Raw genomic sequence first — 20,115 nt, 5'->3', positions numbered from 1 at the left:
CAGCTACTGGGAGCAAACTGGGAATTGTGAATAAGTCTGGACCTGAAGCCAAATTGCTTGTAGTCGATGATGAGCCGAACATCCGCGAACTGCTCTCCACGTCGCTTCGCTTTGCGGGGTTTGACGTTGTGGCCGCAGCCAATGGACGCGAGGCCCTTGCCGCCGCCGAGACTCACAATCCGGATCTCGCGGTGCTGGATGTCATGCTCCCCGACATGGACGGGTTCACCGTGACCCGGCGTCTCCGCGCTGCCGGCAGGCACTTCCCGGTCGTCTTCCTGACGGCCCGGGATGACACCGATGACAAAGTCACCGGCCTCACGGTGGGCGGTGATGACTACGTGACCAAGCCCTTCAGCCTTGACGAGGTGGTCGCCCGGATTCGAGCCGTCCTCCGCCGCACGCAGCCAACGGACGACGACGGCGCCATCATCCGCGTCGACGACCTTGAGCTTGACGATGACGCACACGAGGTCCGCCGGGCCAACGAGGTCATCGATCTCTCGCCGACCGAGTTCAAGCTGCTGCGCTACCTGATGATGAACCCGAACCGTGTGCTCTCGAAGGCGCAGATCCTCGACCATGTGTGGGAGTACGACTTCAATGGGGATGCCTCCATTGTCGAGTCCTACATCTCCTACCTGCGGCGCAAGATTGACAAGAACCCTGAAGCCCCCGCTCTGATCCAGACCAAACGCGGAGTCGGCTACCTGCTGCGCACCGCTGACAAGCGCTGAACAAGCCGCTAACCTTCTCTTCATCGTGACCCGCCGCTGGAACTCTGCGTCGCTGCGCACGCAGCTCATCGCCATCATGACCCTACTCATGGTGGTCACTGTGGGCATCACGGGAACCGTCACCATCACGCTGCTGCGGAACAGCCTGGTGGCGCAGATGGATCAGGACATCGAGGCCAACGCCCAGTCCGTGTCCGACAGCATCGCAACCATGGGCGGCGACATCTCGGGTCAAGGGCTTTTCCGCTTCTACGGGGTCTGGCTGGACGCCCGAGGCGTGCCGGTGCGCGCCACCCACTCGTCCGAGACAGAGGACGTTCCCGACATACCCCGGCTGACCGTGAAAGAAGTCGCGGACCTCAAAGGACGCGGCTTCACCGTGAAAGGGACGAGCAAGAGCAGCGAATGGCGGGTCGTTGCGTTCACCCTGTCTGACCAAAACATTGCCGTGGCAGTAGCCACCCGCATGACGCCGGTCAATGATGCGGTGTCCGAGGCCGGGCGCATCATCTTCACCGTTGGCCTTTTCTCGATCGCAGCCGCGTCCCTGGTGGCCTATGTGGCGGTCACGCGCCAGTTCCGTCCCCTGAGCCGGGTGGAGAAGACTGCGGCAGCCATCGCGGCGGGAGACCTGTCCCGTCGAGTCGAGGTGGAAAGACCGGCCACGGAAGTCGGCCGGCTTTCGCGGTCACTCAACGCGATGCTCGCCCATATTGAGTCCGCGTTCGCTGCCCGGATGGACTCTGAGCGGAAGATGCGCCGCTTCGTTGCCGACGCCTCGCATGAACTGCGCACACCCCTGGTCACCATCCGCGGTTTCTCGGAGCTGTACCGTCATGGTGCGCTCCAGAATGACGAAGATGTCCAGGCAGCCATGGGCCGCATTGAAAGCGAAGCCAAGCGCATGGGCCAGCTGGTCGAAGACCTTCTCACCCTTGCCCGGATCGATGAGCAGAGGCCGCTCGAGTCCCAGCCACTTGATCTTTTGGTCCTTGGGAACGACGCCGCTCTGGACGCCCGCGCCATTGCACCGGAGCGCGACATACGGGTTATCGGGCTCGACGGCGGCAAAGCCCGCCACGCTCCCGCCGTCGGCGATGAAGCCCGCCTGCGCCAGGTCGTTGCGAACCTGATGACCAACGCGCTGCGCTACACACCCGAGGGCTCCCCTATCGAGATCGCCGTCGGAGTGGCACCCGTGATCCACGGCCGCAGCGATTCCGTGATTGAGGTACGCGACCACGGGCCAGGCATTTCGGAAGACGACGCCGCACGTGTTTTCGAACGCTTCTACCGCGCCGATTCCTCCCGGTACCGCGAGACCGGCGGGACCGGACTTGGCCTCGCCATTGTGGCGGCGCTCGTTGCACAGCACGACGGAACGGTTCGGCTCGAGGAGACACCCGGCGGCGGCGCCACCCTCTCCATCCGCCTTCCGTATGATGCGGAAAGCCCTGAGCCGCGCTCAGACGACTGACACAGCAAGTCCTCCTCCACCGAGCACCTTTTCCGCGGAGTTTATCCACATTCTGCAGAACTCCCTCCTGAGGTTGCCCATCCGCTTCTAGTGTCGAAGATGCACGGGTATCAACCACAGGAGGAACCATGACCTACTTCCACGTCGACACTGATTCGCTGGCCGCCAAGAGCGCAGATGTCCAGAACACCATAGCCAGGCTGCAGGCGGAGGTGAACGCCATGCAGGCCGGCCTGCGGTCACTTGAGTCAGAATGGCAGGGACAGGCGTCGCAGAACTTCCAGCAACTCATCACCGATTGGCGGGCCACCCAGGCAAAGGTGGAGGAGTCCCTGGCCGGGATCAACGAGGCCCTTGGCATGGCCACTCAGCAGTACACCGAGGCGGAGCTGAGCAACGCGCGCATGTTCACGCACTAAGCCCGGTCCAACAGCAGTGTCGGCGTTTGCCGTCCCAGACGCCGCCGCTGAGGCGTTGTCCGACAAAGAAAAGCCGGCCACCCGCAAGGGGTGGCCGGCTTTCCTATGTCACGCGAATGCGTTCGCGAGGAACAGCGATGAAGGGTCTGGAGGCTAGAAGCCGCCCATACCGCCCATGCCGCCCATCTCGTCGCCGCCACCGGCAGGAGCAGCCTTCTCAGGCTTGTCCGCGACAACAGCTTCAGTGGTGAGGAACAGGCCTGCGATCGATGCCGCGTTCTGCAGAGCAGAGCGGGTCACCTTCACGGGGTCATTCACGCCTGCCGCAAGGAGATCCTGGTACTCGCCGGTTGCGGCGTTGAGTCCGTGACCCGCAGGCAGACCACGAACTTTCTCGATAACAACGCCCGGCTCCAGGCCAGCGTTGAAAGCGATCTGCTTCAGCGGAGCGTCGATTGCAATGCGGACGATGTTCGCGCCCGTTGCCTCGTCGCCTTCCAGGTTAAGGTTCGCGAAAGCCTTCGCACCGGCCTGGATCAGCGCAACGCCGCCACCGGCAACGATGCCCTCTTCGACAGCAGCCTTCGCGTTGCGGACAGCGTCCTCAATGCGGTGCTTGCGTTCCTTGAGCTCAACCTCGGTTGCAGCTCCGGCCTTGATGACTGCAACGCCGCCAGCCAGCTTGGCCAGGCGTTCCTGCAGCTTCTCGCGGTCATAGTCGGAGTCGGAGTTCTCGATCTCGGCACGGATCTGGGCTACGCGGCCTGCGATCTCGTCAGCGTTACCGGCACCTTCGACGATGGTGGTTTCATCCTTGGTGACAACAACCTTGCGGGCCTGGCCAAGCAGGTCCACAGTTGCGTTCTCCAGCTTGAGGCCGACTTCCTCGGCGATGACCTGGCCACCGGTGAGGATGGCGATGTCAGCCAGCTGGGCCTTGCGGCGGTCGCCGAATCCGGGGGCCTTGACGGCAACGGACTTGAAGGTTCCACGGATCTTGTTGACCACGAGGGTTGCCAGTGCTTCGCCTTCGATGTCTTCGGCGATGATCAGCAGCGGCTTGCCGGACTGCATGACCTTCTCGAGGACAGCGACGAGATCCTTGACGTTCGAGATCTTCGAGTTGACGATCAGGATGTAGGGGTCTTCCAGGACGGTTTCCTGGCGCTCTGCATCGGTGACGAAGTAGCCGGAGATGTAGCCCTTGTCGAAGCGCATACCTTCGGTGAGTTCAAGCTCGAGGCCGAAGGTGTTGGACTCCTCGACGGTGATGACGCCTTCTTTGCCCACCTTGTCGAGGGCTTCGGCGATCAGGTCACCGATCTGCTGGTCACCGGCGGAGATCGACGCCGTAGCGGCGATCTCTTCCTTGGTCTCGATTTCCTTGGCGGAAGCAAGAAGCTCTGCAGTAACTGCAGCAACGGCCTTCTCGATGCCGCGCTTGAGGCTCAGCGGATCTGCGCCGGCGGCAACGTTCCGCAGGCCTTCCTTCACGAGCGCCTGTGCAAGAACGGTGGCGGTGGTGGTTCCGTCGCCCGCGACATCGTCAGTCTTCTTGGCAACTTCCTTGACCAGCTCGGCGCCGATCTTCTCGAACGGATCGTCGAGTTCGATCTCCTTGGCGATGGAAACGCCGTCGTTGGTGATCGTGGGGGCGCCCCACTTCTTCTCAAGGACAACGTTGCGACCGCGTGGGCCGAGCGTTACCTTGACTGCATCAGCGAGGATGTTCAACCCGCGCTCGAGGCCGCGGCGTGCCTCTTCATCAAAAGAAATGATCTTGGCCATAACGGCTTAGGTCCTTTCGGGACGGTCCTGCTTGTCAGCTGCAACCTGTCTGCGGTGCCCGCGACGGACAAGTTGCGCCGGAATGATCTCTTTACGTCCCGGCGCAGCTCTCACCACAGTGGTTGCCTGGTTCACGTGCGGGGCGGCGGCTTAGCAGTCGTCGCGCCCGAGTGCTAAGTCAATAATTAGCACTCTCAGGGGGTGAGTGCAAGCTGTTCGCGGTGGGAAGAACGACGACGGCGGCGCGTACCTCACGAGGTACGCGCCGCCGTCGCAGTCGAAAGCGTTGGTCGGCTAGGGCGCAAGCCTCACGGCTTCGGCCTGGGGCCCCTTCTGGCCTTCGCCGATCTCGAACTCCACCCGCTGACCCTCGTCAAGCGCGCGGTACCCTTCCATTTGGATAGCGGACCAATGTACAAAGACATCCGCTCCGTCTTCATCCACGGTGATGAAGCCGTATCCCTTTTCAGCGTTGAACCATTTTACGGTTCCCTGCGCCATGTTGTTCTCCCACTGGTAGATCCCCTGTCGGCTGATGGTGACAGGGCTGAGAACATCTAATCCCAGGTGGGCCGTCCAGTGACGTGGAACACAGTGAACGTTATTGATCCTTAACCGGATTACTGGAAACCCGGACCAACCACCACGGTGATGCCCTGCGGGACACCCGCGTCGCCCTGGACTGCCGCGACCCCAAGCACCCTGGCCAGTTCCTCGGCGGACGCCCGCTGCTCCTCACCGTTATACAAAATGAGGGACTGTTGCGGCGGCTGGCCTGTCCAGTTACCTATTTGCGAGACATTCCAGCCTTCTGCCTGGAGACGCCCGGCCGCCGTGCTGGCCAGGCCAGCAACAGTTGTGCCGTTGAGCACCGCTACGGGCTGGGTGCGGTCGACGGCGGAGGGCTCGGGCTCGGCCGATGTCGGTTCGGCCGAGGGAGACTCGGATGGCGCGGCGCTCGGGGAGGGACTCGCCGCGTCGCTCGGCTCGGCGCTGGCTGTGGCTTCCTCCGGCGCAGAGGTTTCCTCTTGCGCTGAAGGCTCGTCAGAAGCAGGGGTTTCGTCCGATGACGGCGGCGAGCCGCTGGTAGACGATGTCACGTCAGCGACCAGCCCGATTCCAAGCCTGGGAAAGACGAAGTAGGCAGCGAGTCCAATGGCCAGAACCAGAAGGCCAACGATGATTTTCAGCGCGAGGCCGCTGGCCCTTGGCGGTTCCAGCCGCTCCCTGTGCACTCCCTGCCGGGCGGCGCTTTCGGGCACCTGATCGAACTCATCGCGGGGGTACCGGCTCATGTACTGGCGAATCCTTGGGTTGGTCGGGGCTAAGCGTCAGACGTCGACGCCGAGACGCCGCGCGGAACGCGCGCGCTGTCGGGTGGTACGTAGTCTACGCAACCGCTTCACCAGCATCGGATCGTGAGCCAGTGCGGCCTCCGTGTCGATCAGGCCGTTCAAGATCTGGTAATAATGCGTCGCCGAGAGGTCGAACATTTCGCGGATCGCCTGCTCTTTTGCCCCGGAATATTTCCACCACTGACGTTCAAGTTCCAGCATCTGCTGATCCCGGTCAGTAAGCCCTGAGGCTAATAGGGTTGCGTCATTCGACGAGTCCAACTGCGCGGCCGCGCTGCGTGCTCCCACGACACACCGTCCAATCCGGGGTTTCGAGCCTGTATTCCTGCTCCATGGTAATGGTGAATCACACCGTTGTCATTCTCCCTTAGGTCACCAGAAAGTCCCCACGACTTGCCCGCCAAGCAGTCAGGATAGAAGGATGAACGACGACGACGCCCTGTTCCCACTCCCCACGCCACAACGCACACCGCACCCCGGGGTTGGCCTGCCGTTCGCGGCACCGGCGTCGCTCACCGATGTGATGGCTCCGGACTGGGCTGCGGCGTTGCGTCAGGTGGAACCCGAGGTGCATGCACTTGCGCAGCGGCTTGAGTCCGAGCAACAGGCCGGAACGCAGGTCCTCCCCGCCGCAGAGCACATCCTACGAGCCTTTACCTACCCCATGAGCAGGGTCAAGGTCCTGATTGTGGGGCAGGATCCCTACCCCACCGCAGGTCACGCCGTCGGGTTGTCCTTTTCCGTGTCGCCTGGGACACGGCTCCCGCGCAGCCTGGCGAATATCTATAAGGAGCTCTCGGCGGACCTGGAGGCACCCGCACCTGCAAGCGGCGATCTGTCCGGGTGGGCGGAGGAAGGTGTCCTCCTACTCAACCGGGTGCTGACCGTCCGCGAGGGTGAAACCGGATCCCATCGCCGGCTCGGCTGGCAGGCTGTCACCGAGGCAGCGGTCGGCGCCCTCGCGGCCCGGGATCTGCCGCTCGTGTCCATCCTGTGGGGGCGGGAAGCCCAGCAGCTCAAACCGCTGCTCGGCGCTACCCCGCTGATTGAGTCGGCTCATCCCAGTCCGCTGTCGGCTTCCCGCGGCTTTTTCGGCTCGCGTCCGTTCAGCAGGGCTAATGCACTCCTTGTAGGGCAGGGCGCAGACCCGGTGAACTGGCTGCGCGCCTGACCTGTTGCACCTAACGGCGCCGGTTACGTCGCCTTTCGTTGCTGCTCAACTTCTTCGTGAACGGACGCGCGAGGTTGTCGCCGAGAACAACCCCGCCCGCGACGGCAAGGATGATGGTGAGCGCATTGAAGAGTCCAATCGCGCCGGCGGCGGAAATGTCGCCTTCAATCGTCAGCTCGTACATGGAGCGGAAGATCGTCAGTCCGGGGTAAAGGAACATGACGGCCGGCACCGCGACAACCAGTTGCGGAGCGCCCATGCGAAGCGCGATGGCCCTTGCCAGCATGCCGATCAACACCGCTGCAATCGCCGGGGCCAACCGGTACCCCACTCCGAGTGCCACCACCAGGGAGTACAGCAGGAAGCCTGCCGTTCCCACGAGGGACGTCGGGATGACCAGTGACATGTCGGTCTGCTCCGCCACGCAGATCATGGCGATGGCGATGAACACGAGCACGGCAACCACCGGCAACGGGTAAAGGGAGCCCTCCGAGGAGGTGACATCCAGTTCGGGGACGCCAATGAAGTTGCCGAGCACCAGCGCGACGGCGATACCCGAGACGATTCCGGCGAAGACCAGGAATGCGGAGAGGAAGCGGCCGGCGGCCGTCACCGGGAAGCCATTGATTGCATCCTGGGTCGCTGAGACCAACCGGCCGGTCGGCAGCAGCAGGAGGATTCCCCCGACCACCACCAGGGCGGGGGATATCGGAACATTCAGCCACCAGAGCAGCATCGCTGTCAGCGTGACGAGTGCCGCCGACGTTGCCGTGGCGAAGAACTCCGGTACCCGCCAGCGCCCCAGCTGCCGGGACAGGAGGTCCACGCCGATGCAGCTGACGAACGAAATAAGGGAGCCCAGTGGACCGCCGCCGATGAATGCGACGATCGCGGCCGCGAAAACGCCGAAGGCACCGGTCACCATCCAGCGCGGAAACGGCTTTGGCCTGCGGGTGATGTCGTCGAGGCGGCGCGCGGCCTCGTTGCGGTCGACACCGCCGTCGACGATGTCTGTGACCAGCTGGTGCACCCCCGTGAGGCCCGCGTAATTGTTCGTCCAGGAGCGCACAACCCTGAGCACAGTCGTGGGCGTCTGGTCCTTCGCAGAGTAATTCAGCACCACCGACTGGTTGGTGATGTCCACTTCGATGTTGTCGAGGCCGAAAGCAGCAGTGACCGCGATGATGCTGGTCTCCACTTCCAGTGCGCCGGCGCCGTAGCGGAACATCGTCTCGGCGAGGCTGAGGGCGAAGTCCAGCGTCCGGCGAGCGCCGACGTCGGGCCCGCCCACCTGGACGGTGGGGTTGGCGTAGGGACTTCCAGCCAGGCGCTCAACAAGGTTCATGGCCTGCGTTGGCGGAGACTCGCCCTGCACCAGCCGCCGAAGCACCTTCCGCGCTGCTACCTGTGAGCGGTCAGGGCGTGCAGAACGGGGGGTGATGGGCAGTGCGTCGGTGGGGCTGGGCTGCTCTCGGGAAGACGATTCCGCTTTCTTCACGATCTTCGATTTCGCCTTGCCCGGAGGTTTCCCTGCAGGCTTTGCCGGAGCAGTGGGCGGTGCTGCAACCACGTCGGCTGGGCTCACTGGGTTCTGAGGCACCACAGGCAAGGGGCCTGCCACCGGTGAGGGGTTGGTGTTCGGGCTCCGGCGGTCCCCGCCGGTCTTGTCTGCCACTCGTGGCCCCTTTCTGGTCCCTGCCCGGGAAATGACGGTTTAGTAGAACGGTTGGCGGTGCCGCCGCCAGTAAATTTGCCGCATCGCACGCTCGCCGATCAGCTGCCATGCACGGTACTTGATGGGGCTGAGCACCAGGTCATAGCACCCTACGAAGTCAGTGACCGTTTTCGTGAAGCTGGTTTTGAAGAGCCCGAGACCGTGGTGTTGATGGCTCTTGTCTTTCAGCTGGTCACTGGGCGGTGTACCGCAGAAGTCGTACTCCACGATGCCGTGCTCGTCCTTCAGGTCGTTGATCGCGACCCACTGAATGAGATGGGAATCACCGTACTGGGAGCGGCCGGGTTTTGAGCCGCCGTCCTTGTAGGTGCCCTTGCGCCCGTAGTTGATGACGAAAGCGCCTACCGACGGTTCGCCGCCCTCATGCACGAAGTAGAGCCTGCCCTGCCCGGCGGAGACGAAGTTGGTCCAGAACCGGTGGTAGTAATCGAAGGAACGCAGCCGGGCAGCTGACCGGTCCTCGATATGCGCCATCAACCGGTACATGATGCGGAAGTTTTCCTCGGTGGGCTCCATGCGCTGCACGGTGACACCCTCGCGCTCCGCCCTTCGGACTGCGTTGCGGCCCCGGGAATGCAGGTTCCGCAGCAACTGGTTAGGGTCCGGCGTCGTATCCAGGATCGCCGTGTGGTCGTTGGGCTGCAGGTTGAAGGTCTTCACCAGGCCCGCACCAAGGAACAACGCGCGTACATCTTCGCCGTCGGCAATGTCGGGTTCAATCTTGAGCGCGAAGACATTCAGGCGGGCGCCGCGGATGAACGCCCTGCATGCCTCGATGATTGCGGGGACGTCAGCTGGTGAGGCCACATCCGGACCTTTGATCAGGTACCAAAGGCTGCCGAGGAGCGGCACCTTCTTCTCGATGACCAGGTTGTACGTGGTGTAGGCGGGCGATTCGAAGACGAGGAACCTCGGGTTCCAGCCGTGCCGCGACTTCACGTCCGCGTACGACGCCGACTGCAGGATGTTGCCGCCGTTGGGGTTGGCTGTAACCAGGGAATCCCAGTTATTCTGCTCTTCCTCAGTGGCAAATCGCGCTGTAAACGTACCCATGGTCCTCAATCACAACTGGTCGGCAGGCGTCGATTCAGTCTAGCCGCATGCACTCACCGACCCCGCGCCACGTCCGGCCGCCCTATACCGCGCGTCATCGGCATGGATAGCATCGAGGAATGGAATTCAGATACCTCGGAAAAAGCGGACTCAAGATCTCAGAAATCACCTACGGCAATTGGCTGACCCACGGATCGCAGGTGGAGAATGACGTCGCCACCGAGTGCGTGAGGGCAGCGCTCGACGCCGGCATCAGCACTTTCGACACAGCGGACGTTTACGCGAACACAGCCGCTGAGACGGTCCTCGGAGAGGCTTTGAAGGGCGAGCGGCGGCAGTCGCTGGAGATTTTCACCAAGGTGTGGGGGCCGACCGGGCCGAAAGGCCACAACGACGCCGGGCTCTCCCGCAAGCACATCATGGAGTCCATTGACGGGTCACTCAGCCGCCTGCAGACGGACTACGTCGACCTGTACCAAGCGCACCGGTATGACCACGAGACGCCTCTTGAGGAGACGATGCAGGCCTTCGCCGACGTCGTCCGTCACGGCAAAGCCCTCTACATCGGCGTCAGCGAGTGGACCGCCGAGCAGCTGCGCGAGGGTCATGAACTTGCCAAAGACCTGGGGTTCCAGCTGATCTCCAACCAACCCCAGTACTCGATGCTGTGGAGGGTCATTGAAGGGAAGGTCGTGCCGACGTCGGAGGAGCTTGGCATCTCGCAGATCGTCTGGTCCCCGGTCGCGCAAGGCGTGCTCACCGGCAAGTACCAGCCGGGGCAGGCGCCCGTTCAGGGCTCACGTGCGGCGGACGACAAGGGCGGCGCTGACATGATCAAGCGCTGGATGTCGGACGAGGTACTGACCGGGGTACAGAAGCTGCAGCCTATTGCCGATGAGGCCGGGCTGAGCATGGCGCAGCTCGCCATCGCCTGGGTCCTTCAGAACCCGAATGTGGCTTCGGCGATCATCGGTGCTTCCAGGCCTGAGCAGGTTCAATCCAATGTCGCGGCCGCAGGCGTCACCCTGGATCCGGCACTGATGACCAAGATCGACGAGGCAATCGGCCACCTCGCTGAAACCGACGCGGCGAAGACCACCTCTCCCGAGAGGCGCCCCGCGTGAGGGTTGCTGTTACCGGGGCCAGCGGGAAGCTGGGGCGGAACGTCGTTCGAGGCCTGACAGAAGCCGGACATCACGTCCTCGCGCTTGATATGCACGGCGAGCGCAGCCCCGGCTTCATTTCCATTGACCTGACCAGTTATGGCGACGTTGTCGATGCACTGCTGGGAGTGGACGACAGGCACTCAGGTTTTGACGCCGTCGTGCATCTTGCTGCCGTTCCGGCGCCCGGGCTACAGGCTGATGCCGCGACATTCCACAACAACATGCTGGCCACCTACAACGTCTTCCAGGGATGCCGGCGAGCGGGGATCAAGAGGATCGTGTACGCGTCCAGTGAGACGGTGCTCGGGCTGCCCTTCGACGAGGATCCTCCGTACCTTCCCGTTGACGAGGATTATGCGGCCCGGCCGGAGAGCACCTACTCGCTGGTGAAGCACCTGGAGGAGCAGATGGCCATCCAGCTGGCCCGATGGGACCCGGCCCTGAGTATCACGGCGCTTCGGTTCTCCAATGTCATGGATCCAGAGGACTACGCGAAGTTCCCGTCGTTCGACAGTGACCCAGAGCTCCGGAAGTGGAACCTCTGGGGGTATATCGACGGCCGCGACGGTGCCCACGCGGTGCTGCGTGCTCTGGAGAACGCGTCAAATGGCTTCGACCGGTTCATCATTGCCGCCGCGGACACGGTGATGTCCCGCTCCAGTGCAGCGCTGGCAGCCGAAGTGTTTCCGAACGTGTTGATCACCAGGGATGTCGGGGAACACGAGACCTTGTTGTCGATTGACAGGGCACGCCGGGTGATCGGCTTCGATCCGCAGCACTCCTGGCGGGATCACGCCCCCGAGTGCTCAAGCTAGCCCCCACCCGGAATGATCAGTAGGCTTACAGTTCGGGTGCGAGCCTGAGGACATTGGATGTATCGACGAAAGGATCAGTCATGACTGAGAACCTCCCCGGTGAAGAGCTGAATGTGGTGGGCGAAGATGCGGTCAACGAGTCGATAGCGCCGGAAGCGCTCGATCCCGTGCGCGACGGTCAGCCGGATGACTACCCGACCGCCGCCGAAGTCGATCCAGACAACTGGCGGGAAGATCCGCTGCTGCAGGACGAACCCGGGGCCACCGCCCCGAGGGCAGAGGTCAGTGATCAGGTTCTGCGGGATGAGACTGAGGAAGAACGGTTCCTTGAGGGCGAGGAGCAAGTACCGCCCGAGGAGCCGACAATCGGAGAGGCAGCAGCTGACGTCGACTTCGGTGACGCTGTGAGCGAAGAGGAAGTCGACGGGAGCGACGACGGCGCCAACTTCGGCGGAGAGGCCCTCAGCCAGTTCGAGCCCGAGGATCTGGACCGGTAACAGCCGCTGGCACGCCCAGCTGCGGTCCGGCTGCCCTGGCTAGACTGGGATGGTGAAGAAACTTGCAGCACTACTCCTGATCATGCCGACAGCCGCCCTGCTTGCGGGGTGCAGCCAGATCGAGCAATCGGCCAGTGAGATCGCCAGCGACGCCGCGTCCCAGGTAGCCGGGGCGGCCGCTGACGAGGTGCGTTCGCAGATCTGCAATCTCGTCAGCGATGGGCTGGTCAGCGCGGAGGACAAGCAAGTGCTCGGCGGTCTTGTCACTGCTGCGGAGGCGGCCGGAGTGCCTCCGGAAATCACCGAACCACTGGGCGAGATCGCCGCCGCTGGCGACGAAGTGCCAGCGGAATCGGTTGACGCGCTTCAGGAAGCCTGCGCGCCGTCGTCGTAATTTCTGTCGGTTCGGCGGGGACGCCGTCCGGCTGATTCCAGTTCAGTGACGGTTGTCCCCCAACTCTGTGGCGCTAGGCGATTCGGCAGTATGTTGGCGGTATGCAAAGCGCATCGTTTCGGGCAGTTTTGGGTACCGTGGCCGTCGCGCTTCTCGCTGGCTGCGGCGCGGTAGCCTCACCCGGAGGGAACGTTGGCGAAGAGCCGCCTCCGGCGTCGTCAGGCGAGGTGCTTGGTCAGGGCACCGTGCTGTCGAAGGATGGCGGTCCGGCCATGTTCTGCCTCGGCGCTGTTATGGAGTCCTACCCGCCACAGTGTTCCGGCCCGGAGATCATCGGATGGGACTGGGCCGCAGTCGAGGGGTTTGAGACTGCCAGCGGTGTTAGCTGGGGTGCCTACGCGGTGCAGGGAACTTGGGACGGCTCCGCGCTCACCGTGACGCAGCCCGCTATGCTCCTGGCGCTGTACGACCCTCCAGCTTCCATCGACCCCCGGACGGATCCAGCGAATCCAGGAGCAGGTTCAGAAGACGATCTGGTCCTACTCCAGGAGGAGCTTTATACCGCGGAAGGCTCATTGGTTCTGTCTTCCTACGTCGAGAACGGATACCTCTTCGCCACGGTGGTCTACGACGACGGCACCCTGCAGAAGGCTTACGACGCTAAGTATGGCGAGAACATCATTGCGATCCAGTCCGCGCTCCGGTCGGTCAATTCGTAGAGATTTAGGGGTTTGCTGGCAGCCCGAGCAAAAATGTCGGTGGGCGAAAGTACTTTGGTCGCATGAACACTTCACCACAGACCAGGAACCAGATCCAGCACCCCGAGAAGGGCCGCCGGTACACCATTGAAGAGCTCATGGAGCTCGCTGATCAGGGGGACGCCTGGGCAGTTTGCCAGGTCGATCAGTGGGAGCGCGAACAGGCGCTCACCTACTCGGATCGGTGCTCTGACCCCTCCTGCGAAGGGTACGGGGAGCCGGTCAGCATCTGCTGTGACCAGGATGGGCAACTCGTTGAAGCGGATCACCAGGACTGGTCGCATGCATTGGACTACGCGCAGGCTGCCTGAGCTCGCACCTCAGCCGAACAGGATTGTTACTGAGCTGCCCGGTGGCACACTTGGTGTCATGACGGCTGCAATCCTCGCGTGGGTGCCCGAACAGCAAAGCTTCCCAGGTGCCTATGCGGACGCCATCGAGCGAATCGGCCAGGTGGGCTTCCTCCGCCAGGAATGGCCGGTTGGAACTTTGATCGATCTACCCCTCGGCTCAGACGTGTGGCTCCTCAAGCAGAGCGGTGCGCCGCAGTCGGACAGCCTGGTTGGCCACGGGATTACGACGACGACGACGCGCCCGGAACCTGCGGGTGCAGCTGGGTACATCGTCCAGATCGACTTCGACATCCTGCTCCCAGCGGGCGATGGGCTACTACTCGAGACACTCCGCCAGCACTTTCCCGTGTCGAAGTGGCCGGCGGATGCGCCCGCGGTAGTACCTGCCGAAATTGAAGCGGAGTTTCGCGCGCTGTGGTCCGCGAGTGTTCCTCAGATTCACGGGCATTCTGGTACGCCGGGTGCACTCCCGGCCAGTGCACTCTTTCGATCACTTACGAACCGGTACGAACAGGACCCAGACGCTGGACGGATAGCGTTGGCCCATCACGGAACGGTCTGCCGTGCTTGCGGTTTCGACTTCGAAGCAACGTTCGGGCTGGAGGGCGCCGGGCTGATCGAGCTGCACCACGTGGTCCCCTTGAGCAGAGTGAACGGGGCATACGAGTTTGACCCCATTACGGACCTGGTTCCGCTTTGCAGCAATTGTCACCGCGTCTCACACTGCAGGCAGCCTGATCCTTTCTCGGTGTCGGAACTGCGGACAATGGTCCACAACGCAGGGCATATGCGAGGTTCAATAATGACGAATGAACAGCTGTTCTCCGAAGAAGCGGCACGGCAGCTTGGTGAAACCGGTCCGCACCGAAACTGACCAAACTAACGTCTCAATGGAACCTGGCTCTGCCGATTCGAAAGCAGTCGTCGAAATGCCGGATACAGTGAGTAGATGTTCCTTGAACGCCCTCAAGCCCTTGCTGATGCTGAAATCCTTGATAACCGTAGGTCAATGCTGGCCACCGAGCCGCACATAGAACGCCTGGAGGAATGGCGGGTCGCTTACCAAACGACCAAAGGCCTCCCCGTCCCACATTTCGATCCAGCCGACGCCGGTGACCAGGCGCGTGTCCTGTTCGTCCTGGATAAACCCTCACCGGAGGTGCTCTCAGACGAAGGCACCGGCTTCGTTTCGGTCGACAACCCCGATGGCTCCGCCGAGCGTTGCTGGATTGAACGGGATGCCTCGGGCCTTCACGAGGGCGTCCTCATGTGGAACATGATGCCGTACTCAATTTCCAGCCCAACCGCCAACGATTGGACTGCCGGAGCAAAAGCCCTCGGCGCGGTCCTTCGTCTCCTTCCCCGCCTCGAAGTAGTGCTGCTGTGCAGCGATCCAGTCCAGCAAGCATGGGAAAAACATTTGCGGGACCGAGTGCCTCGTGTCATGCCGATCAAGGCCCCAGGAGTAGGGCCGCAGGCGCTGGCCCGTAAAGCTAAGCAGGACGAATTCCGGAAAGCAGTTGACCGCGCCAAGCGGCTAGTTGGCTGAAATCGAGCGTGGTCCCTTCCGGGAAGCTCTCGTACGCCAGCCCAGGCAATGAAAAAACCGCCCCAGCACTGCCTGAAAAGCAGAACTGGGGCGGTTTTGCTGGAGCCTCCTGCCGGATTCGAACCGGTGAGCCGGGTGGACAATCTGAGGTACTCGAACCAGTCCATCAGCCGGTGGTTTATATCCCCAAGGCCCGGAGGAAACGCAGGATCCTGGCGAGAATCGCACCGGTCAGTCACGCCTGCAACGGTCGACGGAGCCGACCTCGGCGTAGATGACTTGCGATTCGCGATGGCCTTGAGTTCGGTCGATCAGTTGACCCGGGAGTTGCACACCGGCGCGACTAACCGGGCGACGCTTAGATGGTGTGCACCGATCCAGAGTCCCGTTGACCAGGCTAGATGGTTCGGCGTTTGCTGGAAGTCTGCGGTGCGTGTGCCTGAGAGACCGCCATAGGCACGAGTGCGGATACCTCGCGGATTAGCACCCAAACCGCTTCCCAGGGCTTTCCCTGCCGCCTCTTTTGTTGTCCAAATCTCGGTAAGCCGACGCGGGCCGAAGTGTTCCACTTCGGCCCGCTCCGTTTCGGTGAGCGCCCAAATCATGTCTTCCATCGCGTTTTCTTGAAGGGCAGTCTCGACGTCTATGCCGACGGGCCCGGCTGAAATGGCCAACGCGGTCAGCGCTGAAGTATGAGATACGGAGAAGCAAATTTCTCCGAAATGCAGGGGAAATCTTCTGTGTCGATTTCGTAGCGAGGCGCGGGCGCCGGGGCCCAAGCAGCGCTCAACTAGGTCACCCGCAGCATCAACGGTGGCGCCGATTTTCAGGGGGAGATCAGCTCCGATCACTACTTGCGCGGATGAAAAACCTTCGAAAACGCTAAGAAATCGGGAATTTGATGTATGCACATGCAGAGCCTATTCTCATGCATGTACATCAATCCAATGCGCGGTCACTTAGGGAAGCGCATGCCCGCCGTCCAGGCGGTGCCTGTGATTGCAGTCTCAACATTCAGGGGGGAAACGATGGTGCTTGTTACGAAGCAGCACTACACCGTGGCAGATCTTCAGCGCCACGTCGCTCGAATTATCGATGTGACTGGAGAGCTAGAACCAGCACATTCCGATGCGGTCTACCCGGCCGTGTTAAGGGCATCCAAGAAATCGTCCGTTCTGGGCCGGTGCCTGGAAGCAGTTGGAAGCGGCGGGGTGGCGGTGCTTGTCCCGGAGAAGGCAAGCGATGGCTACCTCAACGAACTTACGCATCAGCTTCAGTTGTTCGTTCAGACCAGGCTCGATGAGCCAAACTCCGAAGGGATCCTCGCCTTCCCCACCTCCGGGTCCACCGGTAAACCGAAACTGGTTGCGCTTCCGGTTTCGGCGATTGAACGCTTCATCTCATGGGGTGCCAAACGATTCAGGTTCGGTGCTGACACTGTTTCCTTGAGCCTTAGCCCGTGGAACTTCGACGTTTCACTGCTAGACACGTGGGCTGTGCTAGCGGCTGGAGGAACGGTAGTAGCCGCGGAGTCAGGGAGACTCCAGCAGCAGGACTACCTGAGCGATCTGCTAGAGACGCACAGACCTTCGTTCCTTCAAACCGTGCCGGCAACACTCGAAGCAATCATCAAGGACAACTGTGCCGCGCGATCCTACGCATCGGTTAGGGACCTGATCATCACCGGTGGAGCAGTGAGCCCAACAAGCAGGGCGGCGGCGGCACGGTTGTTTCCCGCGGCAGACTTCCACAACGTTTACGGATCAACAGAAGTCAACGACTGCATGATGCACACGGCAACCGCAGACGAATTCACAACGGTTGACGAGCTCCCATTAGGTACACCAATCACAGGTTGCAACGTCGAGATGGAGAATGCCGGGACACGCCGGTCGATCATCGAATGGGTGGACAGAGCAGAAGGCGAACTCCTGGTCCGCACCCCCTGGATGGCACTGGGATACATCCAAGACGGTGAACTTGTTCCCCTGGCACAAGACGCGCGCGCGGAAAGCTATCACCGGATGCAAGACCGTGTCGTTATCGAAGAGGGTCAGGTCTTCTATAGAGGACGAACGGACCGCACCGTCAAAATCCGCGGCCAGCGGATCAACCTGGATGAGATCGAGCAAACAGCGCGTGACACCGGTCTTGTCGGCATGGCTTGCGCATGGCTTAGCTCTTCAGCAGCGGAACAGGAATTACATCTGGCATGGACGCAGCCGGAGAGCGGCCAGCCGACTTCGGGGCTTCGGCTCCGCATGTGCATGAGCCAAAGACTCCCGTCCTTCGCAATGCCGACTCGTATGCACTTCTACGAACAGTTCCCGCTCAATGGCAACGGCAAGCCAGACCTTCAGCAAATACAAGCACGCGTGGAAAGAGAGTAAACCAATGTCAACCGTCGAAGCAGTCAAACACTACATCTCCGAACGATTCGCCACGGACATCGCCCCCGAGGAACTGCCCTCGGACATCGATCTACACGCCACCGGAATACTCACCAGCGTGAGCACTGTCCAGGTCCTCGGCTGGTGCGGCCGCACCTACCGCATCCCCATCAACTCCATTCAAATTGACCCTGCCGCGCTGAAGACACCGCAAGGCATCGCCGGTTTCATCGATACGCACCGCACGGACACCGCTAACAAGAAGGAAGGCTAGGACGTTGTTCACAAGGTCGAAGAAGGAAACCATCCCCGTCGATTGGGGCAATGGCACCAGCCACCGCCTGCTCGTCGAATCAGACAATATGGGCTTCGCCATGGCGCACACCCTTGTGCGGGCAGGAACCGAATCGAAACTTGAATATCGTCGCAATTTGGAGGCCTGCTACTGCATCCGCGGGTCAGGAAGCGTGGAAGACACCAACGGCAATGTCTTCCACGTTGAACCGGGCGTTGTCTATGTCCTCGACGGGCATGAGCCCCACTATCTGCGTGCTTCCGAGCACGAAGACATGGAATTGGTGAGCATCTTCAACCCGCCTATCCGTGGAGACGAGAGGCACACGCTCTCCGTCGACGGCTTCAGCTCCTACTAAAAGGAACCGGAATGAACAACGAGCGATGGTCAGGCTTCCTCCGAAGTCTGCACGAACGACGAATCAACGCCGACAGCGCGAGAAACGATGAGTTTTCCGAGGAGATATGGCGAGAGCTCTCCGCAACTGGGCTCTTCCGCATATTGGCAGACGACGGTTCGGTTGGCAGCAACCCCTTGAAGCGAGCCGTTGAAAGTATGCGTGAACTCGGAAAGACAAGCCCCGACCGCGGTTTGACCTTCTCCGCCGTCACACAACTGGCGAGCACAATCTACTGCCTACGCGCCTACGGCAGCCACGAACTACGAAGCAGGTACCTACCGGCTGCCGAGAACGGAACAGCTATAGGAGGGCACGCGATCACGGAGGAAAACGCAGGATCTGACGTGATGAGCATGGCGACCACGGCGACGCTCAATGGCGACCATTATGTACTGCACGGTGAGAAACGTTTCATCACTAATGCGCCGGTAGCGTCCACATTGGTCGTCTATGCCAAAACCATCGAGGGGGACCGAGACCTCGGATTATCTGCCTTCCTTGTTGAGACCAGTTGGCTAGGAGTTTCGACTTCACCAGCCATGCCCACCGTGGGGCTTCGGACCTCCCCGATTGGGGAAGTCCACCTGAACGGTGTGAAAGTGCCAGTTGAGAACCGGATCGGGCATTCGGGGGCTGGCCTGCTCATCTTGGACCAAGTGATGAAACGAGAGATTCTCCTCGCGTTTTCGGCCAACATCGGCGAGATGGAACAGATAGTGGAGCGCTCGGTCGATTACGTCAACGAGCGTCAGCAATTCGGCACGAGCATTGGCACAAACCAGCTGGTTGCGAACCGGATAGTCGAATCGCGTATCGCGATTGAACTCGGCGGAGCGCTTATCGAATCGGTCGCTGACAAGATCGACGGATACGAGGATGTAACGATCCCCGTAGCTGCAGCGAAGATTTTCATCAGCGAAGCAAATGTAACCTCCGCCTTGAACGCCATACAAGTTCACGGCGGCAACGGCTATCTGACAACCTCGTCCCTGCATTCGGACCTACTCGATGCAGTACCTGGAGCTATCTACTCGGGATCCAATGACTTACTGAGATCCAAAATCGCGACAATGATGGGGATATTGACATGATCGCCACGAATACGCTCCTGCTACAGAAAACTGCCTTGTTCGACTTCGAGCACTCCGCCGTCTCCGAATTCGTGAGATCTGCAGGATGCTACCGTGAACCAAACATTGCCCGGGCAGTCGAGCAACTCCACGATGCAGTGCGGGACGATGTCGACTACAACGTCTTCAACGTGCCCCTGCACAAAGGGCTTTCCGCTTCACTCGTGGTCGAGGAGCGCTCCGGCTTCTGCCTGCACAAAGCCGTTCTCTTTGTCGCTGGCTGCCGACGGCTTGGCGTCCCCGCTGCACTGTGCTCGGACGTCGTTTCTAACCACGTCGCTGACGACGCCATGCTTGAACTTGTCGGAGGAACAGAGTTCCTACATTGGTACGCGCAGATTTACCTCAACGGGCGGTGGATCAAGGCTGCCCCAATCTTCAATGCGCTGCTCTGCACCCTCTATGGCATCGATGTTCTGCCGTTCAACGCGAACGGAGACTCAATCGAACAACGCAACAGCCCGAACTCCAAAATGTTGTACAAGGGACAGCAGCAGATATACCCCGATCCGGTAATGACGGAGGTGCTTAGCGTAATCGGGCGCAAACACCCCCGCATGGTCACACTCGACGGACGAACGCCAACCTCAATTCAACTGACGCGGGCGCTTCAACCTGTGACGGAGGGATAGA

The 20,115-nt window shown here is 61.4% G+C and carries 24 protein-coding genes; 17 read left to right on the top strand and 7 right to left on the bottom strand.

Annotation, left to right across the window (positions count from 1 at the left end):
• The first annotated feature begins 26 nt into the window (after nucleotides 1-26).
• From ACWA1U_RS07250 to ACWA1U_RS07240, 3 genes are all read left to right on the top strand, one after another.
• Nucleotides 27-737, top strand: a complete 711-nt coding sequence (locus tag ACWA1U_RS07250) for a response regulator transcription factor (RefSeq protein WP_463724657.1) — start codon at nucleotides 27-29, stop codon at nucleotides 735-737.
• A 25-nt stretch (nucleotides 738-762) separates the two neighbouring features.
• The gene (locus ACWA1U_RS07245; RefSeq protein WP_463724656.1) at nucleotides 763-2,214 is read left to right on the top strand and encodes a sensor histidine kinase; all 1,452 of its coding nucleotides are present in this window, start codon (nucleotides 763-765) and stop codon (nucleotides 2,212-2,214) included.
• Nucleotides 2,215-2,342: 128 nt separating this feature from the next.
• Nucleotides 2,343-2,633, top strand: coding sequence for a WXG100 family type VII secretion target (locus tag ACWA1U_RS07240; protein ID WP_463724655.1), 291 nt, complete (start codon nucleotides 2,343-2,345; stop codon nucleotides 2,631-2,633).
• Between the two features lie 153 nt (nucleotides 2,634-2,786).
• On the opposite strand, the gene groL is transcribed toward ACWA1U_RS07240, so the two are convergent.
• The 4 genes from groL to ACWA1U_RS07220 all read right to left on the bottom strand — a co-directional run bounded on the left by groL (nucleotide 2,787) and on the right by ACWA1U_RS07220 (nucleotide 6,037).
• A complete protein-coding gene (gene groL / locus ACWA1U_RS07235) occupies nucleotides 2,787-4,421 on the bottom strand; it encodes a chaperonin GroEL (RefSeq protein ID WP_463724654.1) in 1,635 nt (544 codons plus the stop codon).
• A 294-nt stretch (nucleotides 4,422-4,715) separates the two neighbouring features.
• Nucleotides 4,716-4,922 (bottom strand): cold-shock protein, encoded by a 207-nt coding sequence (locus tag ACWA1U_RS07230; RefSeq protein ID WP_463724653.1) that lies wholly within the window; start codon nucleotides 4,920-4,922, stop codon nucleotides 4,716-4,718.
• A 119-nt stretch (nucleotides 4,923-5,041) separates the two neighbouring features.
• The gene (locus tag ACWA1U_RS07225; RefSeq protein WP_463724652.1) at nucleotides 5,042-5,716 is read right to left on the bottom strand and encodes a LytR C-terminal domain-containing protein; all 675 of its coding nucleotides are present in this window, start codon (nucleotides 5,714-5,716) and stop codon (nucleotides 5,042-5,044) included.
• Between the two features lie 36 nt (nucleotides 5,717-5,752).
• The gene (locus ACWA1U_RS07220) at nucleotides 5,753-6,037 is read right to left on the bottom strand and encodes a DUF3263 domain-containing protein (protein ID WP_463724964.1); all 285 of its coding nucleotides are present in this window, start codon (nucleotides 6,035-6,037) and stop codon (nucleotides 5,753-5,755) included.
• A gap of 160 nt (nucleotides 6,038-6,197) precedes the next feature.
• Here ACWA1U_RS07220 and ACWA1U_RS07215 point away from each other — a divergent pair, with 160 nt between their 5' ends.
• On the top strand, nucleotides 6,198-6,947 hold the full coding sequence (locus ACWA1U_RS07215; RefSeq protein WP_463724651.1) for a uracil-DNA glycosylase: 750 nt from the start codon (nucleotides 6,198-6,200) through the stop codon (nucleotides 6,945-6,947).
• A gap of 10 nt (nucleotides 6,948-6,957) precedes the next feature.
• Here the strand turns inward: ACWA1U_RS07215 and ACWA1U_RS07210 are convergent, their stop codons facing one another.
• Nucleotides 6,958-8,622, bottom strand: a complete 1,665-nt coding sequence (locus ACWA1U_RS07210; RefSeq protein ID WP_463724650.1) for a threonine/serine exporter family protein — start codon at nucleotides 8,620-8,622, stop codon at nucleotides 6,958-6,960.
• A 39-nt stretch (nucleotides 8,623-8,661) separates the two neighbouring features.
• Nucleotides 8,662-9,735, bottom strand: coding sequence for a lipid II:glycine glycyltransferase FemX (locus tag ACWA1U_RS07205; protein WP_463724649.1), 1,074 nt, complete (start codon nucleotides 9,733-9,735; stop codon nucleotides 8,662-8,664).
• Nucleotides 9,736-9,854: 119 nt separating this feature from the next.
• Between ACWA1U_RS07205 and ACWA1U_RS07200 the strand changes: the two genes are divergently transcribed.
• The 8 genes from ACWA1U_RS07200 (at nucleotide 9,855) to ACWA1U_RS07165 (ending at nucleotide 15,267) form a co-directional block, all read left to right on the top strand.
• A complete protein-coding gene (locus tag ACWA1U_RS07200) occupies nucleotides 9,855-10,859 on the top strand; it encodes an aldo/keto reductase family protein (protein ID WP_463724648.1) in 1,005 nt (334 codons plus the stop codon).
• Nucleotides 10,856-11,716, top strand: a complete 861-nt coding sequence (locus tag ACWA1U_RS07195; RefSeq protein ID WP_463724647.1) for an NAD-dependent epimerase/dehydratase family protein — start codon at nucleotides 10,856-10,858, stop codon at nucleotides 11,714-11,716. Before ACWA1U_RS07200 ends, ACWA1U_RS07195 begins: the two co-directional genes overlap by 4 nt.
• An 80-nt stretch (nucleotides 11,717-11,796) precedes the next feature.
• Nucleotides 11,797-12,213, top strand: a complete 417-nt coding sequence (locus ACWA1U_RS07190) for a hypothetical protein (protein ID WP_463724646.1) — start codon at nucleotides 11,797-11,799, stop codon at nucleotides 12,211-12,213.
• Nucleotides 12,214-12,262: 49 nt separating this feature from the next.
• Nucleotides 12,263-12,607, top strand: a complete 345-nt coding sequence (locus tag ACWA1U_RS07185; RefSeq protein WP_463724645.1) for a hypothetical protein — start codon at nucleotides 12,263-12,265, stop codon at nucleotides 12,605-12,607.
• Between the two features lie 101 nt (nucleotides 12,608-12,708).
• On the top strand, nucleotides 12,709-13,326 hold the full coding sequence (locus tag ACWA1U_RS07180) for a hypothetical protein (protein ID WP_463724644.1): 618 nt from the start codon (nucleotides 12,709-12,711) through the stop codon (nucleotides 13,324-13,326).
• Nucleotides 13,327-13,388: 62 nt separating this feature from the next.
• Entirely contained in the window at nucleotides 13,389-13,676 is a 288-nt protein-coding gene (locus ACWA1U_RS07175) for a hypothetical protein (RefSeq protein WP_463724643.1), read from the top strand.
• Between the two features lie 58 nt (nucleotides 13,677-13,734).
• Complete coding sequence (locus ACWA1U_RS07170) at nucleotides 13,735-14,592, top strand: HNH endonuclease (protein ID WP_463724642.1); 858 nt, start codon at nucleotides 13,735-13,737, stop codon at nucleotides 14,590-14,592.
• 75 nt (nucleotides 14,593-14,667) lie between these two features.
• Nucleotides 14,668-15,267, top strand: a complete 600-nt coding sequence (locus ACWA1U_RS07165; RefSeq protein ID WP_463724641.1) for a uracil-DNA glycosylase family protein — start codon at nucleotides 14,668-14,670, stop codon at nucleotides 15,265-15,267.
• Nucleotides 15,268-15,578: 311 nt separating this feature from the next.
• Here the strand turns inward: ACWA1U_RS07165 and ACWA1U_RS07160 are convergent, their stop codons facing one another.
• Nucleotides 15,579-16,178 carry a 4'-phosphopantetheinyl transferase family protein gene (locus ACWA1U_RS07160; RefSeq protein WP_463724640.1) on the bottom strand — a complete coding sequence of 200 codons (600 nt, stop codon included), beginning with the start codon at nucleotides 16,176-16,178 and terminating at the stop codon, nucleotides 15,579-15,581.
• Here ACWA1U_RS07160 and ACWA1U_RS07155 point away from each other — a divergent pair.
• From ACWA1U_RS07155 to ACWA1U_RS07135, 5 genes are read left to right on the top strand one after another with little or no spacing between them, the layout of a single operon-like run.
• Complete coding sequence (locus ACWA1U_RS07155) at nucleotides 16,173-17,657, top strand: AMP-binding protein (protein ID WP_463724639.1); 1,485 nt, start codon at nucleotides 16,173-16,175, stop codon at nucleotides 17,655-17,657. The genes ACWA1U_RS07160 and ACWA1U_RS07155 overlap by 6 nt on opposite strands.
• Nucleotides 17,658-17,661: 4 nt before the next feature.
• Nucleotides 17,662-17,931 carry a hypothetical protein gene (locus tag ACWA1U_RS07150; RefSeq protein ID WP_463724638.1) on the top strand — a complete coding sequence of 90 codons (270 nt, stop codon included), beginning with the start codon at nucleotides 17,662-17,664 and terminating at the stop codon, nucleotides 17,929-17,931.
• Between the two features lie 4 nt (nucleotides 17,932-17,935).
• Entirely contained in the window at nucleotides 17,936-18,310 is a 375-nt protein-coding gene (locus ACWA1U_RS07145) for an ectoine synthase (RefSeq protein ID WP_463724637.1), read from the top strand.
• Between the two features lie 11 nt (nucleotides 18,311-18,321).
• Entirely contained in the window at nucleotides 18,322-19,443 is a 1,122-nt protein-coding gene (locus ACWA1U_RS07140) for an acyl-CoA dehydrogenase family protein (RefSeq protein ID WP_463724636.1), read from the top strand.
• The gene (locus tag ACWA1U_RS07135) at nucleotides 19,440-20,114 is read left to right on the top strand and encodes a transglutaminase-like domain-containing protein (RefSeq protein WP_463724635.1); all 675 of its coding nucleotides are present in this window, start codon (nucleotides 19,440-19,442) and stop codon (nucleotides 20,112-20,114) included. Before ACWA1U_RS07140 ends, ACWA1U_RS07135 begins: the two co-directional genes overlap by 4 nt.
• Nucleotide 20,115: the final 1 nt, after the last annotated feature.

Source organism: Arthrobacter sp. TRD_SC_6, assembly GCF_055361185.1.
This window is presented reverse-complemented; position numbering and strand designations above follow the sequence as displayed.